Source organism: Bradyrhizobium sp., from assembly GCF_022844465.1.
Taxonomy (GTDB): Bacteria; Pseudomonadota; Alphaproteobacteria; order Rhizobiales; family Xanthobacteraceae; genus Bradyrhizobium.
This window is the reverse complement of sequence record NZ_JALHLP010000001.1, coordinates 450,401-468,522: the sequence shown is the minus strand read 5'-3', so window position 1 is coordinate 468,522 and position 18,122 is coordinate 450,401. Positions and strand designations below refer to the sequence as shown.

Below are 18,122 nucleotides of genomic sequence, written 5' to 3'. Positions count from 1 at the left end.
AGCCGATAAGCGTCGGCCCGCGCACGATAGGAATCCTGCTCCATGCTTGACTTTCGCCATTTCGCCCTAGGCTTGTTCGCCGCGCTTCTGACCTCGTCGGCCGCTTTCGCAAGCGCCGAACTGGCCAAGAGCAAGAACTGCGTCGCCTGCCACTCTGTCGAACGGAAGATGATTGGTCCGTCCTACACGGCCATGGCGGAGCGCTATGGCAAGGATGAGTCGGCGATCAAGGTCTTGAGCGAAAAGATCGTGAAGGGCGGCAGCGGCAGCTGGGGCCAGATGCCCATGCCTCCTCAAGCGGGCGTTGCGCCAGAGGAGGCCGAAGTACTCGTGAAGTGGATATTGTCCCACCAATAGCGGGTGGTTGGAAATCTGGCGCGCTCGGAGAGATTCGAACTCCCGGCCCTCGGAATCGAAATCCGATGCTCTATCCAGCTGAGCTACGAGCGCGTGCAAGGGCTCGATTATCAGACTTGGCCTGAGAGGGCCAGCCGCGGCGGCTTAAAGCGGGGTGACTTTTCTTCGAATCGTCATCCCGCTTTAGCTATTTGTTTGAGCATGATCTTTTCGGAAAACCGCTGCACACTTTTCCGGATCATGCTCTAGTAACAGGGGTGCCGGCGACGGTCCTGGCCGATGTAGGCGGCGGCGCTCTGGCGGCAGTGGTTGGTGGACGGGCCATCATAATAGGCGAAGGTGCCGGGTTGTGGGCCGGGGCCGTAATTGTGCAGGAAGCTGATATGGTAGGGCAGCCCCCAGTTCTGGCGGTGATGCCGATCATGGCGGGCGTCCGCGAGGGTCGGGGCGAGAACCGCGGCGGACAGCAGGGCGAAGGCGGCGAGAAACCTGGATTTGGTCATGTCGATTCTCCGATGATTTCCACCATACTAAACGCTTTTCTGGCCGGATTGGGGTCTCATTCCAGAGCACACGGCAGAAAAGTTGCGGAAAGCCGATCAGCGGCATCCATGCAAGCTAGAACGTCACCACGCCCCGGATCGACTCACCGCGCTTCATCAGTTCGAAGGCGTTGTTGATCTCGGCCAGCGGCATCACATGCGTGATCATCGGGTCGATCTGGATCTTGCCCTGCATGTACCAGTCGACGATTTTCGGCACGTCGGTGCGGCCCCTGGCGCCGCCAAAGGCGGTGCCCTTCCAGACCCGGCCGGTCACCAGTTGGAACGGCCGCGTCGAGATTTCAGCGCCCGCCGGCGCCACGCCGATGACGATCGACTGGCCCCAGCCGCGATGACAGGCTTCCAGCGCCTGCCGCATCACCGTGACGTTGCCGGTGCAGTCGAACGTGTAGTCGGCGCCGCCGATCTGGTCCGCGCCCGACTTCGTCATGTCGACGAGGTGGGGAACCAGATCCTTGCCGAGTTCCTTCGGATTGACAAAATGCGTCATGCCGAAGCGCTCGCCCCACGCCTTGCGGTCGTTGTTGATGTCGACGCCGACGATCATGTCGGCGCCGGCCAGCCGCAGGCCCTGCAACACGTTGAGGCCGATGCCGCCGAGGCCGAACACGATCGCCTTTGCGCCTTGCTCGACCTTCGCGGTGTTGATGACCGCGCCGATCCCCGTCGTCACCCCGCAACCGATGTAGCAGACCTTGTCGAACGGCGCGTCGTTCCGGATCTTCGCGACCGCGATCTCCGGCAGCACCGTGTAATTCGCAAACGTCGAGGTCCCCATATAGTGGTGAACCGGCTTGCCGCCGATCGAGAAACGCGAGGTGCCGTCCGGCATCAGGCCCTGGCCCTGCGTGGCGCGGATCGCGGTGCAGAGATTGGTCTTGCGCGACAGGCAGGACGGGCACTGCCGGCATTCCGGCGTGTACAGCGGAATGACGTGATCGCCCTTGCTGACGCTGGTGACGCCCTTGCCGACATCGACCACGATGCCTGCACCTTCGTGGCCCAGGATGGCCGGAAACAAACCCTCTGGATCAGCGCCCGACAAGGTGAACTCGTCGGTGTGGCAAACGCCGGTCGCCTTGATCTCGACCAGCACTTCGCCCTCACGCGGCCCCTCGAGCTGAACGGTGGTGACTTCCAGCGGCTTGCCGGCAGCGACGGCGACGGCGGCGCGAACGTCCATGGTATTTCCTCATTGCAAATCCAGGGCTGCAGTTCCAACCCAAGGGGTCGTCGGTCGGGTCTTCGATATGTCAAATCGCGCAGGTCACCCCGCGCGATCGGTTGTTGCCGCATAGCATATGATCGGGCAACAGGGGCGGCAATGACCAGCGACCTCGAAAAAATTGCCGCGCGCGCGGCCCCGGCGATTTTCGTGGTGCTCTGGAGCACCGGTTTCATCGGCACCAAATACGTGCTCAGCGGCGCCGAGCCGCTTACCTACCTCGCGATCCGCATGGTGTGCGTGGTGGCGCTGATGGCGATTATCGTCCTGGCGGTGCGGCCACGCTGGCCGGATCGCGTGGGCGTCATGCACAGCGCGGTTGCCGGCATTCTGGTGCATGGGTTCTATCTCGGTGGCACCGCGATTGCGATTGCGCATTCGATTCCGGCGGGACTCTCCGCCCTGATTCCGGGCCTGCAGCCGATCCTGACCTCGACGATCGCGAGCCGCTGGCTCGGCGAGCGCGTGACGCCGATCCAGTGGACCGGATTGTCGATCGGGCTCGCCGGCGTGGTGCTGATCCTGCACGACCGGCCGATGAGCGGCGAGGCGGGGTGGGGATGGATGGCATCGGGCGTATCGCTGGTGAGCATCACGCTCGGCACGCTTTATCAGCGGCGATACTGCAACGCGATCGACTGGCGCGCCGGCAATCTCGTGCAATTCATTGCCGTTGCGATCTTGTTTGCCCTCGGCGCCTGGTTGTTCGAAACCAATGTGGTGCGCTGGACCGCCGAATTCGTGCTGGCGCTGGCCTGGCTTGCGGTGGTGCTGTCGATCGGGTCGATCGGGCTGCTGTATTGGCTGATCCGCCGCTCGGCCGCCACTTCCGTGGCAAGCCTGTTCTATCTGGTGCCGGCGGTGACCGCACTGATGGCCTACGTCCTGTTCGACGAGCGACTCGACGCGATCGCGATAACAGGCATGGTCGCCTGCGCCGCGGCCGTGCTGCTGGTCAACCGTGGCTCGTCGGCGAGGGGCTAGCCCGACGCGCTGATGGACCGCCGGGTCGATTGCGACCCTTTGCGCGGTTGCCGGACCTGGCCTGCCATCGTAGCTCTCCGCGCCGATGGCGAGGCCTGTTTCAAAACGATGCGAGTGGGCATGATCAGGAAGGCTGAAGAAGGTGACGCGGCGGGCCTGGTTGCGGTGAGCATCGAAGTCTGGCTCAACACCTATGTCCGCGAGGGCGTTAGTCCTGTGTTCGCGGACTACGTCCTGTCCGAGTTCACGGCGCAGAAGTTTCGAAGCGCCATCGGCGATCCCGATTGGGCGATCTTTGTATCGCAAAACCGGGTGGGAATTGATGGTTTCGTGACGGTGTGTTCGACCTCCACGCCCAAGCTGGCGGGCTGCTCGCCGCTCGAAATCACGACTCTGTACGTTCAGCCCAGGCACCAGTCGAGCGGTCGGGGCGCGGCGCTGCTGCGGCGCGCCCTGGATCATTGCCGAACGGGCACGGGAGCCGGGAGCGCGTGGCTGACGGTCGAAGCCGCAAACAGCCGGGCGATCGATTTCTATCTGCGTCATGGCTTCCGCAAGATCGGTACGACGCCGTTCGTGATCGCCGACCAGGCCTACGAAAACTTTGTCATGGAAATAGATCTCCGGCGTCCGGTTGACTGACCTGCGATGCGCTCGCGTTCCTGTCCGTTTCGAACCTGCCGGCCGGGCATTGCAAATCCGGGGATTGGCGGTTGCGCTCATGCGTCCGATCCCTTGCCGCGGATGGTCGCGTAGGCCGCGAGCGCGCGTTCGCGTCCCGCCTTGTGATCGACGATCGGGTGTGGATAGGTCGCGCCGAGTCGAACGCCCGCGCTTGCGAGCTCGAGTGGGGATGCCGTCCATGGCTGGTGGATCAGTTGATCGGGCAGTCGCTGCAACTCCGGCACCCAGAGCCTGACATAGGCGCCGTCGGGATCGAACTTCTTGCCCTGCAGGATCGGATTGAAGACGCGGAAGTAGGGTGCTGCGTCTGCGCCCGAGCCGGCCACCCACTGCCAGTTCGCGGGGTTGCTGCCGGGATCGGCGTCGACCAGCGTATCCCAGAACCATTGCTCGCCGCAGCGCCAGTCGATCAGCAGATGCTTGACCAGGAACGAGGCCACCACCATCCGCACCCGGTTGTGCATCACGCCGGTGTGCCAGAGTTGCCGCATCCCGGCATCGACGATCGGGTAGCCGGTCCGGCCGCGCTGCCAGGCCTGCAATGCCCTGGCATCGTCCTTCCAGGGAAAATCGTCAAAGGCCGGCTGCAGGTTGCGCGTGGCAAGGTCAGGGACGTCGAACAGCAGATGCCGGCAGAACTCGCGCCAGCCGAGTTCGCTGAGGAATTTGTCGATGTCGGCCGACAGGCGAGGGCGCTCGGCCGCGGCAAAGCGCGCGGCGTGCCAGACCTGTCGCGGGCTGATTTCGCCGAAGCGAAGGTGCGGGGAAAGCCGCGAGGTGCCGTCGCGGTCGGGCCGGTCGCGATCGCCGGAATAGCCGAAGATGCCTTCAGCCAGGAACGCCTTGAGGCGGGCCTGCGCCGACGCCTCGCCCGGCCGCCAGGTTTGGCGCAAGCCGCCGGCCCAGTCCGGCCTCGCCGGTTCAAGGCCCCAGCTTTCGAGCAGATCGCTTGCCAGGGTCGCAGCGCCGGTCAGCGTCCTCGGCGCCGGTAGCGGCTGCGGCGGATCGCCGAGCGCCTGCACCCGCCGCCAGAACGGCGTGAACACCCGCAAGCCCCGGGTCTCCTTGCTGCGGATCTGGTTCGGGGTCGCGAGGAGATCGCCAGGAAACCCGTGTGCGATCACGCCGATCTCGCCGAGCGACGCAGCGATCTGATCCTCGATCGCCCGGTGCGGCGCCTGGGCGATTTCGTTCCAGAACACCGCGCCGGCGCCTGTTTCGCGGGCCAGCGTGGGGATGATTTCGGTGGCAGCGCCGTTTCGTAACACCAGCGACGCGCCGCGCGCGCGCAAGCTTGCCTGCAAGGCGCGCAGCGACTGCGCCAGCCACCAGCGGGCCGCGCCCCCAGGCGGTCGGGCTCCCGCCGCCCAGGTCGCCCGGCTACCTTCGTCGAGCACGTAGAGACAGATAACCGGCCCGCCGGCCTTGGACGCCGCGTGCAGGGCGGGGTGGTCGGACAGGCGGAGGTCATCGCGGTACCAGACGATGGCGGGGCGGCTGGCGGTCATGCGCAAACGGTCTCCATCGATCGGTTCGAACCTAGGGTTGTGAAATTAATCCGTTTGTAATCAACGAATGTCAGATTGAGCGCGCTTCTTGGGGGGATTCGCCGCTATGGCTACGTTGTCCATCGGAAAGTTTGTACCTGCGCTGCAGCTTAAGCTCGGGACCAAGGCTGTTTTCTGCGCCATATTCCTGATCGGAGTAAATACCGCGCTGGTGGTGGGAGCGGCACACTGGTCGCTGACCACGGAGTTCGGCGCCAGGGCGCTGCATGACATCGAGGGCAATCTGCGCACGCTGGGCCTGGCGTTTGCCGAGACCCACGGCGATGCCAAGATCGTCGTGAAGGATGGCCAGGTCGTCCGCGCTGAAATCCCGCGCATGCCGGAGTTCAAGGACCACGCGATCGTCGATCGCGCGGTCGGTTATGCCGGCGGCAACGCGACCCTGTTCGTTCATGACGAGGCCAGCAACCAGTACATCCGCCGCACCACCAACGTCAAAAAGGAGAACGGCGACCGCGCGGTCGGCACCCAGCTCGCCGCCGACCATCCCGCTCAGCCCTTCGTGCGCCGCGGCGAGCCCTACAAGGGGCCGGCGACGCTGTTCGGCAGGTCGTTCATGACGGCTTACTATCCCATCCTGAATCCGGCCGGAAAAGTGATCGGCCTGCTCTATGTCGGAATTCCGATCGCGCAGTTCGAGGCGATGCTGTCGCAGGCGATCTGGAATATGGCCATCGCGGCCGGCGTCGCCGCGCTGCTGGTCATGGTTCTCACCATGCTGATCGTGCGCCGCGTGACCAAGCCGCTGGGCTCGGTCACGGCGTCGCTTACGGCAATCGCCGACGGCAACACCGACGTGGCGATCGATTATCATGACCGAAAGGACGAGATCGGCGAGATCGCGCGGACCATCGCTGTGTTCAAGAGCAACTCGATCGAACGCCGCCGGATGCGCGACGAGCAGACCGCCGCCGCTGCGGCCGCCGCCGAGCAGCGCAAATCGGAGCTGCGCGGGTTCGTCGACGAGTTCCAGACCGGCGTTGGCGGCATCATCGAAAAAGTGCTGAACGCATCCGGGGAATTCGAACGCGTGGCGCGACAGCTGACCGAAGCCGCACGCGCCACCGCCGGCCTGTCGGGGAAGTCGGCCGGCGCTTCGGAGACCGCGTCCGAACACGTCCGCACCGCGGCGACCGCGTGCGACGAGCTTTCCAACTCGATCGTGGAAATCACCCGCCGGGTCCAGGAATCGAACGGAATCGCGGCCGACGCGGTCAAGCAGGCCACCGCCACCGACCAGCGCATCAACGACTTGTCGGAAGCCGGCGCGCGGATCGGCGACGTGGTGAAGCTCATCACCTCGATCGCGGAGCAGACCAATCTTCTGGCGCTGAACGCCACCATCGAGGCAGCGCGGGCCGGGGAAGCGGGCCGCGGTTTTGCCGTGGTGGCGCAGGAGGTCAAGAGCCTCGCCGGCCAGACCGCGAAGGCGACCGAGGAGATCTCCAGCCAGATCGGCAACATGCAGTCTGCGACCCGGGAGTCGGTCAGCGCGATCAAGGCGATCGGCCAGACCATCGAACGGATCAGCGATATCGCAACCTCGATTTCGGCGGCGGTCGAGCAGCAGCGCGGCGCGACCCAGAACATCGCCGAGAGCGTCCGGGCGGCTGCGAGCGGAACGGCTGACGTCGCCGTTACCATCCGCGACGCGGCGCAGGGCGCCGAGGAGACCGGCAAGACATCGAACCGGATGTTCGAATCCGCCCAGAACCTGTCGAGCGAGAGCCTGCACCTGAAGGCCGAGGTCGACAAGTTCCTCCACCGCGTCCGCGCGGCCTGATCGCGCGGTGACGGCACCGAGGCTCCCGGTGAAACCGGGGGCCCGTCGGTTCGTATCTTCCTCGGTATTGCGCATGATCGCCCCTGGCATGCGGCCTTGGAGGACACTGTGAACCGATACGCCGTGCTCTACGTGCTGACGCTGCTCGTTCTGATTCCGATCGATTTTCTGTTCCTCGGCGTCCTTGCCAAGGACTTCTTCTTCTCGCAGGTCGGGAGCATGCTGGGCGACATCAGGCTGTTGCCGGCAGTGCTGTTCTATCTGATCTATGTCTCCGGTATCCTGGTTTTCGTCAGCGGCGGGGCAGGCGCCAGCTGGCAGTCGACGCTGCTCTATGGCGCGCTGTTCGGCTTCTTCTGCTATTCGACCTTCGAGCTCACCTCGATGGCGATGCTGAAGAACTGGAGCTGGGCGGTGGTCGTCGTCGACATCGCCTGGGGCTCGTTCGTGACTGCGGTGTCGTCGACCGCCGGATTGCTGCTGGCGAACTGGCTGGTGCCGAGGGGCTGAGGCTGTCATTCCGGGGCGATGCGCAGCATCGAACTATGGTGCGCAATTGCGCACCCGAGAATCTCGAGATCCCCCGATGCGCAATCGCGCATCTGCGATATGGTCCTTCGGACCATTCCGGGATGACGGCTTCGATCGCTTCGTAATCGCAGCCGTCACTTCGGCTGCGGCACGATCCTCAGATACGGCTTCGGCGCCTTCCAGCCGGCCGGATAGATCGTCCTGGCCTCGTCGTCGCTGACCGAACCCGCGATGATGACGTCCTCGCCCTGTTTCCAGTCGGCCGGCGTCGCGACGCGGTGCTTGGCCGTCATCTGCAGCGAATCGATCACGCGCAGTATCTCCTGGAAGTTGCGTCCCGTCGTCATCGGATAGACCAGCACCAGCTTGATCTTCTTGTCCGGCCCGATGATGAAGACGTTGCGCACGGTCATGTTGTCGGCGGCGGTACGCGCGGCCGGATCGCCTGAGGTGGACGCCGGCAGCATGTCATACAGTTTCGACACGTTGAAATCGGTGTCGCCGATCATCGGATAGTTCGGCGCCGCGCCCTGCGTCTCCCTGATGTCCTCCGACCATTTCGCGTGCTTGTCGACGGGATCGACGCTCAGCCCGATCAGCTTGACGCCGCGCTTGTCGAATTCCAGCTTCAACTTTGCGAGAGCGCCGAGCTCGGTGGTGCACACCGGCGTGAAATCCTTCGGATGCGAAAACAACATCGCCCAGCTGTTGCCGATCCAGTCGTGGAACTTGATTCTTCCCTCGGTGGTTTCGGCCTCGAAGTCAGGGGCGAGGGCGCCAATCTGGAGCGTCATGATACTTTCTCATCTTGTTCTGGATACAGAGGAATTCGTGAGAGCGAATATATGGTCAGGTCGGGATTGAGGAAACCTGTTCAACAAAAAGGTGAAATCATTCTCCGAAAGAATGGAACTCAGGACACTTGTTGCAATCTGCGTCCTCGTGACGAAAAAATCGCATCGGCGAGAGGCCGGCAGCCTGCCCCGATTTGGCCGCTTATGGCCTGCATCAACCGCGGCCGTTTTGCCGCCGCTGCGTGGATGGAAGTGACTGCGGCTGATCGGCAACGATATGAGAGTGCCGAAAGGCGAATGTCGATTCGTTAACCGGTCGTTCATCCCCGGCATGGAAATGCTGGACCCTGAAATGAAGAATTGAGAAGTGCAACGATGTCTGCCGCCACTGCCAAGCCTGTTGAAGTCAAGCCTGCTGAAATCAAGCCTGTCGAAACACCTGACATTCCCCAACCATCCTGCCGCAACACAGCCGCTCACGCGCTCACCATTGTCCGCGATGGCGTGATCACAGGCGAGGGCCCCACCACGCGCGGGCGCATCCACTTTTCCCGCGCGCTCGACGCCGATGACGCCGCCTGGTGCGCGCGCATCCTCACCGCCAGCGCGGTCGAGCATCAGTCGGTCAGCCGCGCCGAGATCGAGGCGCTGTTCGAAATCAACGACGCTGCGGCCGAGCGCAGCGACGATGGCCGCTTCGATGACCTCTTGGCCAAGGCGGTCGCCCATCATGCGGCCGCCGAGTCCGGTTTGCCGGTGCCGCCGCGCACGGTGGCGCTGTCGCCCGACACCGACATCGAGAGCTGGGCCCCGGCCAGGGCTGCCCACATCGATGCCCAGGTCCTGGAATGGATCGCCGGCCAGATGCGCGGCAAGCGCCGCGGCAACCATCGGCTGGCGACGCTAGTCGCCATGCTGCTCGGCGTCGCCGCCTTGCCCCTGGCGCAGCTGCCGGGCGTGCTTGATATGGGGATGATGTAGGTTCATCCGGCGATCGTTCTTTTTGCAGGATGGGTGGAGCGCAGCGATACCATCATCGCTTGTGGCGGTCATGATGGGTATCGCTGCGCTCCACCCATCCTACGAGGCTTGCGCTGAGCCACCGGGTCGCGCGAATGCGCGCCCGATGACAGGCGCGGAGCAATCGCCACTCCGCGGATCGTCAAAGCAATCGCCGCATATCGGATCGTCATACCCCGCGCAGGCGGGGTATCCAGTACGCCGCGGCTTATCGGTTCAATCACGACTGCCTCTGGAATACTGGATCACCCGCCTTCGCGGGTGACGACGACTGAGTATGCGTTCGCGTTCTCGCGGCGTGTTGCGCCCGAGGTTTGCTGTGGTTGAACTTCGTCTCCCCCCAAAGAGGGAGCAGGGAATGCCGGGTGCTTGCTGCACCCGCGGTCTCGTGTGCAATAATGCGAAAAAGGGCGCACACGAGCATACAGGTACAGCCGGGGCACGCCGGCATTCCCTGCGCAATGGGTTGACGGCTTATGGCGCGCTCTCCCTGGAGACGAATTCGTCTTGCCTCCATCGCCGGCGAATTGACGATTGCGAAAAGCCCGGTCGGGCTTTCGCAATCTCCGCCAGCTTGACACCAGCCACGGGTTGCCAGGACCACACGCTTTTGCCGTACGCAAGCCATCGCCGTTCGTATCGCGCGCTCGCGAGTCGCTCACGGAAAATCCGCCCTGCAACCCCTTGCGCGCCGGCGCTGCCTGCGTCCACCGCATCTCTTCCCACGTTCGTGACGACGCGCGATCGCCCCTCTTGTCGGGAAGAGACCCGCGGTTTATAGGGTATTTCGGATTATCAGAAAAGTCAAATATCTTTTCGCGACGGGCTGGACAGGGTTTGCTGAGTCGCCCGTCGCGCCAACGAGTCGCACCCTGTTGCCTCGCTTCGCCGTTGCCAGATCAGCGAAGCAGCCTGTGGAAGTGATTTGCCCGACAAGCGGCGGCAGCGGCGGCGAGGCAGGACGAGCCGAAGCGTGACAAGTCAGAGCGTGCAAAGGCAGCGACTGCGCCTGAACAGCCGCAGACATCGGGACAAATCATCTGCGGGCAGGGAGGCTGCAGACCGGTGCAAAAAGGGTGCAGAATCGTGATGGGCGGGACGATAGGGGGAATCAGCAGCGGCCAGCGCGAGGTATGCAACTGATGCGCAAGGCGCTCACGGCCGGCACGGCTTCCCAGCAAAGGGAAACCTTTTCGCCTGACGCCGTTGTCTGGTGACAGGAGTTTCCAGGTGAAGCAGACTGACGAAAAATCCGCCGCACAAGGGCAGGGCGCACCGGCGGAAAAGCCCGACGCAGCAAAGCCGGCCAATGACCAGGGCATCGTCCGTGACGCGCTGGGTCAGGAGCAGCCGCGCGACAAGGCGCGCGCCCAGCAGGTCAGCCGAGTGGACCAGGGCGGCGATCCCCCCGGACAGAAGCCCGAGGCGCGTTGAACCGGCGCTCGCGAAGCCACAAGGTTTTGAGTCACACAAACAAAAAAGAACCCCGCCAATCCCGGTCGGGATACGCGGCGGGGCTTCAGTTCGACGTCGCGGGGAGGAACGCCGAGGCTTGATCAACATCGGCTTTGCGAACTGGTTCCCCGTTCAGGAACGATAAAGTTCTTGCAGCGTCTTCCCCTTCGAATTCCACCACCGGGGACGTCACCCGGGCCTTAGCCGGACCCTCCAAGCCATGCCACCCGTCGAAACCTTCATTGGCGCAACCGCGGCCTTCCTGAGTTCGCTTTCCTACGTTCCGCAGGTCAAGAAGGTCTGGGCCGGTCAACCGACAGATGACCTTTCACTGCGCACGCTGATGGCGCTGACGATCGGTCTTTCGCTGTGGGTTACGTATGGCGTCTTCAAGGCGGACTGGATCATCGTGGCGTCCAATCTGGTCGGAGCCGCTCTCACCGGTTTCGTGCTCTACCGCAAACTGCGTGCCGGCTAGTGTTGCAAACCATTGATAGTAACGCAGAATCTCGCACGGAGTGGTAGAATTTGCGGGGTGCCCGTACAAATACCCGGCACGCCGATATCGGCGTAAACAAATGGTTAGGCCGCGCGGCCTAGAATGACCGCGGTCACTTCCTTTATCGACGCCGGTCAGCCATGCGCCTCCTGCCAATGAAAGATCCGGACCGGTCGTGGCGGACCATCAAGGGCCAGTGGAAGAAAGACGCCGAAAGCGTCGGCGAAGACTTCTCCACGTTTTCGGCCGGATGCCTTTCGGTTTACGACAGCCTCGCCAAGGAGGGCGATAACCCCAGCCTGTACTGCCTCTCCGACGGCGAGCGGGTTCACGCCGCCTGCCAGGTCAGCCGGCTGATGATGAGCAAATACCCCGCGCCGATCCTGCGCGCGCGGTTTGTCGTGGTATCGCCAATCTACGAGCTGGGGCTTGCGGATGTCGGCCAATATGCCCGGACCATGGTGGCGCTGTTCTCCGGTATTGTCTGGCTGTCCAGGGACACGATGTTGGCGAGCCACATCCGCTTCTTCCTGAAAAGCCCCGGCGATTCCCAGTTTTTCGCCGCGCTACAGACTGCGAAGGAGCAATCGCCGTTCTCGACCTTCGCCGTCGACGGCGGGTTGATCGAGTGCAGTCTGAAGGAAGATGAAATGGCGGAAGCCGCCACCGCCTGATCTCGTCGCTGTTACGCCTGCTATTCCGCTCCGCTGAGGCCCGGAGGGCCGCCATCGGCCTATGGGCGCGCCCTGGAAATCGCTTTCCTGAGAACCCGCGACAGCAATTCCACCGAATAAGGCTTCTGGATCAGCTCAAAACCGCGGTCAGCGCTTTCCGCCAGCGCGTCGCTGTAGCCGCTGGTCAGCACCACCGCCAGACCGGGATAGCGCTGCCGGAGGATACCGGCCAGTTCGACGCCGTTCATGCCGGGCATGATGACGTCGGTAAACACGAGGTCGGCGGCAAAACCGTCCTCGGCAAGGATGGCGAGCGCGGCGTCGGCGCTGCTCACACGTCGGACCGTGTATCCGAGGTCTTCCAGCAGCTCGGTGGAGAACCGCCCGACGTCGTCATTGTCCTCGACCACCAGGACGCGGTAGCCGCGGCCCCGCGCGGCCGGTTCGGGACCGGTCACGGCCACGCTAGTTGCCTCCGGCGGCCTGGTGGCCTGTGGCAGGTAGATCGTGAAGGCCGCGCCCTGTCCGGGCGCGCTGGCGACCTCGATATCGCCCCCGGACTGCTTGGCGAAGCCGAAGGCCTGGCTCAGGCCAAGGCCGGTTCCCTTGCCGACTTCCTTGGTGGTGAAGAACGGCTCGAAGATGGTTTCACGCAACTCCGGCGCGATGCCGACGCCGGTGTCGGCCATGTCGACGGCGACGAAGTCGCCGCTGCGGGCGGGCTGGGCGCGAAGCGGGGGAATCGCCGTCACCTTCCTGACGCGCAGGGCCAGCTTACCCTGGCCGCCCATGGCATCGCGGCCGTTGACGGCGAGGTTCATCAGGGCGGTTTCGAATTGGGCGATATCGGCAATCGCAAAACAGTCGGTGTCGGCGATCTCGACGTCGATCCTGATCCGGTCGCCGACCAGCGGGCGCATCAACTGCGCCACGGTTTCCACCTGGGCGCCGACATTGAAAACCTGCGGTTTCAGCGGCTGCCTGCGCGCAAACGCCAGCAATTGACCGGTCAAGGTGGAAGCACGGTCCACGGTCTCGGAGATCGCATCGACGTAGCGCCGGCGTCGCTCTTCGGGCAAGTCACGGCGGCGCAGGAAATCGGTCGCGGAACGAATGATGGTGAGCAGATTGTTGAAGTCGTGGGCGACCCCGCCGGTCAATTGTCCGACCGCTTCCATCTTCTGCGACTGACGCAGCGCTTCCTCGCCGTGGCGGCGCGCGGTGATGTCGACCGCCTCGGGCACCGCGCCGATGATGGCGCCGTGCTGGTCGCGCAGCGGGCGCATCGTGAAGTCGAAATGACGGGCGCCGATCGGCAGATTCAGCAGCATCTCACTCTGGAATTCCTCACCCCGCATCACGGCGGCGAAGGCGTCGCGCACCGCGTCGTGCATGCCTACGGTTCCGGAAAACCACGGCGTTTGCCAGAACCGCATGCCCACCACCTCATGGGCCTCGCTGCGGATTCCGGCCAGCGAGGTCCTGTTCGCGTACAGCAGGTCGCCATCCCGGCCCAGCAGCGCCTGGTACTGATGGCTGGTCTCGAAAATGGCGCGCATCTGCGCCTCGCTGGATTCCAGTTGCGCCGTTCGTTCCCTGATCCGCAATTCGAGGCTCTCGTTCAGCCGACGCAGATCGACTTCCGCCTGCTTGGCGGCGGTGACGTCGAGCGCGACGCCGATGAAGCCGATGTGCTTGCCGGTCGGATCAAAGCGCGGCTGGGATTCCGAACGCAGCCATCGCCATTGTCCGTCAGCGCGCGCGTAGCGGGCCTCCAGCACGAACGGCTTCAGGGAGGATTCGCCTGCGACCTGCTCCTTCAGGATGCGCTGCAGGTCGTCCGGGTGTACCCGCTTGCGCCAGTCGAACATGACGGCCTGGTCGAACGGCAGCCCCAGGAAGTCCAGATAGGCGCGGTTGGCGAACGAGCGGGTGCGATCGAGACGGGTGACCCAGATCGGTATCGGCGCGCTGTCGGCGATGGCGCGGAAGCGCTCCTCGCTTTCGCGCAGTTTTTCCTGCGCCAGCATGCGGTCGGTGGCGTCGATATGGGCGCCCACCAGGCGAAGCGCCCGTCCGTCGGCGTCGCGCTCGATCTTGGCGACGACGTCAATCCAGCGCGTCTGGCCGTCGTTCGGCCGCACGATGCGATAGGTCGCCGAATAATCTTCGTCGCGCCCGGCAAGGGCGTCCAGGAACCGTTTAACCGTGGGCTCGCGGTCGTCGGGGTGGATCCGGTTGACCCAGGCTTCGTGGGATTCGTTGGCTGCTTCCGGCGGCAGGCCGTGGATGATGAGATATTCCGGCGAGCGGCGGTTCTTGAAGCCCTCGCGGAAGTCGACCTCGACGCCGCCGACCCGACCGATGCGCTGGATCCGCGCCAACTCGGCCTCGCGCTCGGCCAGGGCGCGATAGGCGCGATCGCGCTCGCGCGCAATTTCCTGCAGGTGTTCCCGCAATCCTTCGGCGGCGGTTTCGGACTCGAGGCTTGAACTATTGGAAGTCATGCGTACCGGCAACCTTTGCCGAAGTTTCTCACAGGACACGCGAGCTTCGCCAGTCTCATTTTCCCTTGCTATTCGCGCGGCAATTATACGCGCGGCGGAACCCGTCCGCCTGAGCGTCCTCCTCCGAGCAGAACCATCGATCCGGCTCGGTCAAGCCGGGGTAAGAACGGCACGCTTGCAAATGATAAATGCCGCGGTTCCCGGTGACGCGGGCGCGGACGGCGTACTTGCCCTTGATGTTGCAACCTGGCGGCATCGCCGCATGTTCGGGAAACAAGGCCTTGCGAATTTCGCGGTCGCGTTCAGGGCTGCAGGCCGCGCCGAGCAGGACGCCGTCCGTGCGTCCGATGCGGAACTCGCGCGGCGCGACAAAGCAGCCTTTCCACATTCCCTGGCGCGCTTCCCTGGCGCGGGCTTCGTCCGTCTTGAAGCGCGCGGCGGACGTCACGGCATTCAGGGCGAATCCCATGCCGATGAGCAACTGGCCGAGACTCGTGGTTTCGCCCTCGACCCGGCACACGCCGATGCGCCGTTTACGGTAGGCGGGATCAGCGCCGAGATCGTCGCAGCGCACCTGCTTGCCGGCGATCATCTTCGCCAGTTGATCGCGCGCCTCGATGCCGCAGGTCCAGACATCGGCGTGTTCGTTGATGCAGAGCTGGTCGATCGGCGGGACGTCGACGCCGTCGAGCCGGTAGGTGACACTGCCAAGCTGGATTGCGCCGCCGCTGCGGACGGTGCCCGCGGCGGCCCAGCCCTGGCTCGCCGCAACGATCGAAAGCAGCGCCACGACCAGCAGGCACCGAGACTGAAATTGTTTCACGTCAGATCCATTCCGCGCCGCCGCAACTTCTATGGCAGTTCCGCATGATCAAACCAAGACGCCGCCGGCTGACCGGCGAGGAAGGTGCAGCGGAGAAATTGCCTGTGTGACTTTTCGTTCGGCGTAACAATGCATTGACTTCACCCGAACAAAAAGAGAACATAAATCATCAATGCGATCTGGAAAACGTGATGACCTGCGCTCCGACCCCGAGGCCTGCCGCGAGTGACGAACTGGAAGCCGCGATCGACGACGCCATTTCCGCCTGTGGCGGCGATTCGCGGGCGACAATCCGCGCCCTCCTGGTGGCCAACGAATATCTGGAAGCCGAGGTCGGGGAACTGATGAAGGCGGTGTCGCACGCCTATGCGCGAGGCCGGTTCAACGCCTATTCCGGCTGAATGGCCGGGGGGCCGGCGGCGGCCGCCGATGCGAGCCGGTTGCCTCCATCGATTTTTGCTGTACGACGGGTTTGTTACCGGTGTTCCCGCATGTCACATTGCGGGTGAGGATCCTGCCCAAGGATACAGCCCAAGGCGCAAGCAAAAAAAACATGTTCAAAAGAATTCTGATCGCAAATCGCGGCGAGATCGCCTGCCGGGTCATCAAGACTGCGCGCCGGATGGGAATTGAAACGGTAGCGGTGTATTCCGAGGCCGACCGCGACGCGCTGCACGTCGAAATGGCCGATGACGCCGTGCTGATCGGGCCGCCGGCGGCAAGCGAGAGCTATTTGTCGATCGACAAGATCGTGGCGGCCTGCCGCGAGAGCGGGGCCGAAGCCGTGCATCCCGGCTATGGCTTCCTGTCGGAACGCGAGGCTTTCCCGCGCGCGCTCGAGAAGGTCGGCATCGTCTTCATCGGCCCCAATCCCGGCGCCATCGCCGCGATGGGCGACAAGATCGAATCCAAGAAGGCCGCCGCGAAAGCCAAGGTCTCGACGGTGCCGGGACATCTCGGCGTCATCGAGGACGAAAGGCACGCGGTCACGATCGCCGACCAGATCGGCTACCCCGTGATGATCAAGGCCTCCGCCGGCGGCGGCGGCAAGGGCATGCGGATCGCGCATTCGAAGGCCGAGGTCGCCGAAGGCTTCAACCTCGCCACCGCCGAGGCCAAATCCTCGTTCGGCGACGACCGCGTCTTCATCGAGAAATTCATCGTCGATCCCCGGCACATCGAAATCCAGGTGCTCGGCGACAAGCATGGCAATGTGATCTATCTCGGCGAGCGCGAATGCTCGATCCAGCGGCGAAACCAGAAGGTGATCGAGGAAGCGCCATCGCCGCTGCTTGACGAGACCACCCGCCGCAAGATGGGCGAGCAGGCGGTCGCGCTGGCGAAAGCCGTCAACTACGATTCCGCCGGCACCGTCGAGTTTGTCGCCGGCCAGGACAAGAGCTTCTTCTTCCTGGAAATGAACACCCGCCTGCAGGTCGAACACCCCGTTACCGAACTCGTCACCGGCATCGACCTCGTCGAGCAGATGATCCGGGTCGCCGCCGGCGAGAAGCTCAAGCTGGCGCAGAAGGACGTGACGCTGACCGGCTGGGCGGTGGAATCGCGCGTCTATGCCGAGGATCCCTACCGCAACTTCCTGCCGTCGATCGGCCGGCTGGTGAAGTACCGCCCGCCCGCCGAGGCCAGCCATGACGGCATCACCGTCCGCAACGACACCGGCGTGCAGGAGGGCGGCGAGATATCGATCCACTACGATCCGATGATCGCCAAGCTCGTGACCCACGCGCCGTCGCGGGCCGCCGCCATTGAGGCGCAATCAACCGCCCTCGATGCGTTTTACATCGACGGTATCAGGCACAACATTCCGTTCCTGTCGGCGCTGATGAGCCATCCGCGCTGGCGCGAGGGCAGGCTTTCCACCGGCTTCATCGCCGAGGAATTCCCGAAGGGGTTTTTCGCGCGCCCGCCGGAAGGCGAGATCGCGCGGCGGCTGGCCGCGGTGGCGGCCGCGATCGACCACGTGCTGGGCGAGCGCAAGCGGCAGATCTCGGGACAGATGAACGGCCGGCTGGTGCAGCGCGAGCGCCGCCGCGCGGTGTGGCTTGATCGCGCGGAGATCGCGCTCGACGTGGCGCGCGAGGCCGACGGCATCGCCGTGCGCTTCATCGGCGCCGATGGGCTGCCGGGCAATCCGCACAATCTGGTCTCGAACTGGAAGCCGGGCGAGCCGGTCTGGCAGGGCGCCATCGACGGCCATCCGGTGGCGATGCAGGTGCGCGCGATCCCCAACGGCATCCGCCTGGCGCACCAGGGTTATGAGGTGCCGGTCAACGTCTTCACCGAAAGCGAGGCGGCGGCGGCGCGGCTGATGCCGGTGACCTCGGCGGCCGACACCGGCAAGAAGCTGTTGTGCCCGATGCCCGGCCTTGTGGTGTCGATCGCCGTGAGCGAGGGACAGGAGGTCAAATCCGGCGAGACGCTGGCGGTGGTGGAGGCGATGAAGATGCAGAACGTGCTGCGCGCCGAGCGCGACGGCACCGTGAAGAAGATCCACGCCGCGGCCGGGGCGACGCTCGCCGTGGACGCGCTGATCCTGGAGTTTGCGTAACGCTGTCATTCCGGGATGGTGGGTAGCATCTGACCCGGAATAGTCCCGTCATTCCGGGATGGTCCGAAGGACCAGACCCGGAATCT

General features: G+C 64.2%; 17 protein-coding genes and 1 tRNA gene. 11 read left to right on the top strand and 7 right to left on the bottom strand.

Translation table 11 applies throughout. The features are described from left to right. Positions 1 to 42: 42 nt before the first annotated feature. Positions 43 to 357: a c-type cytochrome gene (locus Q0D31_RS02375; protein ID WP_291844227.1), complete on the top strand. Its 315-nt coding sequence runs from the start codon at positions 43 to 45 to the stop codon at positions 355 to 357. A gap of 16 nt (positions 358 to 373) precedes the next feature. Here the strand turns inward: Q0D31_RS02375 and Q0D31_RS02370 are convergent. The 3 genes from Q0D31_RS02370 to Q0D31_RS02360 form a co-directional block, all read right to left on the bottom strand. Next, positions 374 to 450, bottom strand: a tRNA-Arg gene (locus Q0D31_RS02370). 152 nt (positions 451 to 602) lie between these two features. After that, on the bottom strand, positions 603 to 860 hold the full coding sequence (locus Q0D31_RS02365; protein ID WP_291844212.1) for a hypothetical protein: 258 nt from the start codon (positions 858 to 860) through the stop codon (positions 603 to 605). A gap of 115 nt (positions 861 to 975) precedes the next feature. Beyond that, a complete protein-coding gene (locus Q0D31_RS02360) occupies positions 976 to 2,103 on the bottom strand; it encodes an S-(hydroxymethyl)glutathione dehydrogenase/class III alcohol dehydrogenase (protein ID WP_291844200.1) in 1,128 nt (375 codons plus the stop codon). Positions 2,104 to 2,244: 141 nt separating this feature from the next. On the opposite strand from Q0D31_RS02360, the gene Q0D31_RS02355 reads away from it, so the two are divergent. Continuing rightward, positions 2,245 to 3,129, top strand: a complete 885-nt coding sequence (locus Q0D31_RS02355; protein WP_291844189.1) for a DMT family transporter — start codon at positions 2,245 to 2,247, stop codon at positions 3,127 to 3,129. A gap of 12 nt (positions 3,130 to 3,141) precedes the next feature. Continuing rightward, positions 3,142 to 3,771: an N-acetyltransferase gene (locus Q0D31_RS02350; protein ID WP_291844179.1), complete on the top strand. Its 630-nt coding sequence runs from the start codon at positions 3,142 to 3,144 to the stop codon at positions 3,769 to 3,771. A gap of 77 nt (positions 3,772 to 3,848) precedes the next feature. On the opposite strand, the gene Q0D31_RS02345 is transcribed toward Q0D31_RS02350, so the two are convergent. Further along, positions 3,849 to 5,321 (bottom strand): deoxyribodipyrimidine photo-lyase, encoded by a 1,473-nt coding sequence (locus tag Q0D31_RS02345; RefSeq protein WP_291844176.1) that lies wholly within the window; start codon positions 5,319 to 5,321, stop codon positions 3,849 to 3,851. A 106-nt stretch (positions 5,322 to 5,427) separates the two neighbouring features. On the opposite strand from Q0D31_RS02345, the gene Q0D31_RS02340 reads away from it, so the two are divergent. Continuing rightward, positions 5,428 to 7,164 (top strand): methyl-accepting chemotaxis protein, encoded by a 1,737-nt coding sequence (locus Q0D31_RS02340; protein WP_291844173.1) that lies wholly within the window; start codon positions 5,428 to 5,430, stop codon positions 7,162 to 7,164. 108 nt (positions 7,165 to 7,272) lie between these two features. Next, complete coding sequence (locus tag Q0D31_RS02335; RefSeq protein ID WP_291844170.1) at positions 7,273 to 7,674, top strand: DUF2177 family protein; 402 nt, start codon at positions 7,273 to 7,275, stop codon at positions 7,672 to 7,674. A gap of 155 nt (positions 7,675 to 7,829) precedes the next feature. Here the strand turns inward: Q0D31_RS02335 and Q0D31_RS02330 are convergent, their stop codons facing one another. Beyond that, on the bottom strand, positions 7,830 to 8,489 hold the full coding sequence (locus tag Q0D31_RS02330) for a peroxiredoxin (RefSeq protein WP_291844168.1): 660 nt from the start codon (positions 8,487 to 8,489) through the stop codon (positions 7,830 to 7,832). 375 nt (positions 8,490 to 8,864) lie between these two features. On the opposite strand from Q0D31_RS02330, the gene Q0D31_RS02325 reads away from it, so the two are divergent. The 4 genes from Q0D31_RS02325 to Q0D31_RS02310 all read left to right on the top strand — a co-directional run bounded on the left by Q0D31_RS02325 (position 8,865) and on the right by Q0D31_RS02310 (position 12,137). Then, positions 8,865 to 9,470 carry a hypothetical protein gene (locus Q0D31_RS02325; RefSeq protein WP_291844166.1) on the top strand — a complete coding sequence of 202 codons (606 nt, stop codon included), beginning with the start codon at positions 8,865 to 8,867 and terminating at the stop codon, positions 9,468 to 9,470. Between the two features lie 1,269 nt (positions 9,471 to 10,739). Beyond that, entirely contained in the window at positions 10,740 to 10,943 is a 204-nt protein-coding gene (locus tag Q0D31_RS02320; RefSeq protein ID WP_291844164.1) for a hypothetical protein, read from the top strand. A 241-nt stretch (positions 10,944 to 11,184) separates the two neighbouring features. Continuing rightward, complete coding sequence (locus Q0D31_RS02315; RefSeq protein WP_291844162.1) at positions 11,185 to 11,442, top strand: SemiSWEET family transporter; 258 nt, start codon at positions 11,185 to 11,187, stop codon at positions 11,440 to 11,442. Between the two features lie 161 nt (positions 11,443 to 11,603). After that, positions 11,604 to 12,137 carry a hypothetical protein gene (locus Q0D31_RS02310; RefSeq protein WP_291844160.1) on the top strand — a complete coding sequence of 178 codons (534 nt, stop codon included), beginning with the start codon at positions 11,604 to 11,606 and terminating at the stop codon, positions 12,135 to 12,137. A gap of 59 nt (positions 12,138 to 12,196) precedes the next feature. On the opposite strand, the gene Q0D31_RS02305 is transcribed toward Q0D31_RS02310, so the two are convergent. Continuing rightward, positions 12,197 to 14,644 (bottom strand): PAS domain S-box protein, encoded by a 2,448-nt coding sequence (locus Q0D31_RS02305; protein WP_291844158.1) that lies wholly within the window; start codon positions 14,642 to 14,644, stop codon positions 12,197 to 12,199. Between the two features lie 55 nt (positions 14,645 to 14,699). After that, the gene (locus Q0D31_RS02300; RefSeq protein ID WP_291846652.1) at positions 14,700 to 15,440 is read right to left on the bottom strand and encodes a thermonuclease family protein; all 741 of its coding nucleotides are present in this window, start codon (positions 15,438 to 15,440) and stop codon (positions 14,700 to 14,702) included. Between the two features lie 218 nt (positions 15,441 to 15,658). Between Q0D31_RS02300 and Q0D31_RS02295 the strand changes: the two genes are divergently transcribed. Both Q0D31_RS02295 and Q0D31_RS02290 read left to right on the top strand, forming a co-directional pair. After that, positions 15,659 to 15,868 carry a hypothetical protein gene (locus tag Q0D31_RS02295; RefSeq protein WP_291844156.1) on the top strand — a complete coding sequence of 70 codons (210 nt, stop codon included), beginning with the start codon at positions 15,659 to 15,661 and terminating at the stop codon, positions 15,866 to 15,868. A gap of 152 nt (positions 15,869 to 16,020) precedes the next feature. After that, complete coding sequence (locus tag Q0D31_RS02290; protein ID WP_291844154.1) at positions 16,021 to 18,036, top strand: acetyl/propionyl/methylcrotonyl-CoA carboxylase subunit alpha; 2,016 nt, start codon at positions 16,021 to 16,023, stop codon at positions 18,034 to 18,036. Positions 18,037 to 18,122 lie beyond the last annotated feature (86 nt).

Bases quoted from the DNA above. Each gene is read 5' to 3' on its own strand.
- Q0D31_RS02375 (WP_291844227.1), top strand. From the start codon at position 43: ATGCTTGACTTTCGCCATTTCGCCCTAGGCTTGTTCGCCGCGCTTCTG.
- Q0D31_RS02365 (WP_291844212.1), bottom strand. From the start codon at position 860: ATGACCAAATCCAGGTTTCTCGCCGCCTTCGCCCTGCTGTCCGCCGCG.
- Q0D31_RS02360 (WP_291844200.1), bottom strand. From the start codon at position 2,103: ATGGACGTTCGCGCCGCCGTCGCCGTCGCTGCCGGCAAGCCGCTGGAA.
- Q0D31_RS02355 (WP_291844189.1), top strand. From the start codon at position 2,245: ATGACCAGCGACCTCGAAAAAATTGCCGCGCGCGCGGCCCCGGCGATT.
- Q0D31_RS02350 (WP_291844179.1), top strand. From the start codon at position 3,142: ATGGACCGCCGGGTCGATTGCGACCCTTTGCGCGGTTGCCGGACCTGG.
- Q0D31_RS02345 (WP_291844176.1), bottom strand. From the start codon at position 5,321: ATGACCGCCAGCCGCCCCGCCATCGTCTGGTACCGCGATGACCTCCGC.
- Q0D31_RS02340 (WP_291844173.1), top strand. From the start codon at position 5,428: ATGGCTACGTTGTCCATCGGAAAGTTTGTACCTGCGCTGCAGCTTAAG.
- Q0D31_RS02330 (WP_291844168.1), bottom strand. From the start codon at position 8,489: ATGACGCTCCAGATTGGCGCCCTCGCCCCTGACTTCGAGGCCGAAACC.
- Q0D31_RS02325 (WP_291844166.1), top strand. From the start codon at position 8,865: ATGTCTGCCGCCACTGCCAAGCCTGTTGAAGTCAAGCCTGCTGAAATC.
- Q0D31_RS02315 (WP_291844162.1), top strand. From the start codon at position 11,185: ATGCCACCCGTCGAAACCTTCATTGGCGCAACCGCGGCCTTCCTGAGT.
- Q0D31_RS02310 (WP_291844160.1), top strand. From the start codon at position 11,604: ATGCGCCTCCTGCCAATGAAAGATCCGGACCGGTCGTGGCGGACCATC.
- Q0D31_RS02305 (WP_291844158.1), bottom strand. From the start codon at position 14,644: ATGACTTCCAATAGTTCAAGCCTCGAGTCCGAAACCGCCGCCGAAGGA.
- Q0D31_RS02295 (WP_291844156.1), top strand. From the start codon at position 15,659: ATGACCTGCGCTCCGACCCCGAGGCCTGCCGCGAGTGACGAACTGGAA.
- Q0D31_RS02290 (WP_291844154.1), top strand. From the start codon at position 16,021: ATGTTCAAAAGAATTCTGATCGCAAATCGCGGCGAGATCGCCTGCCGG.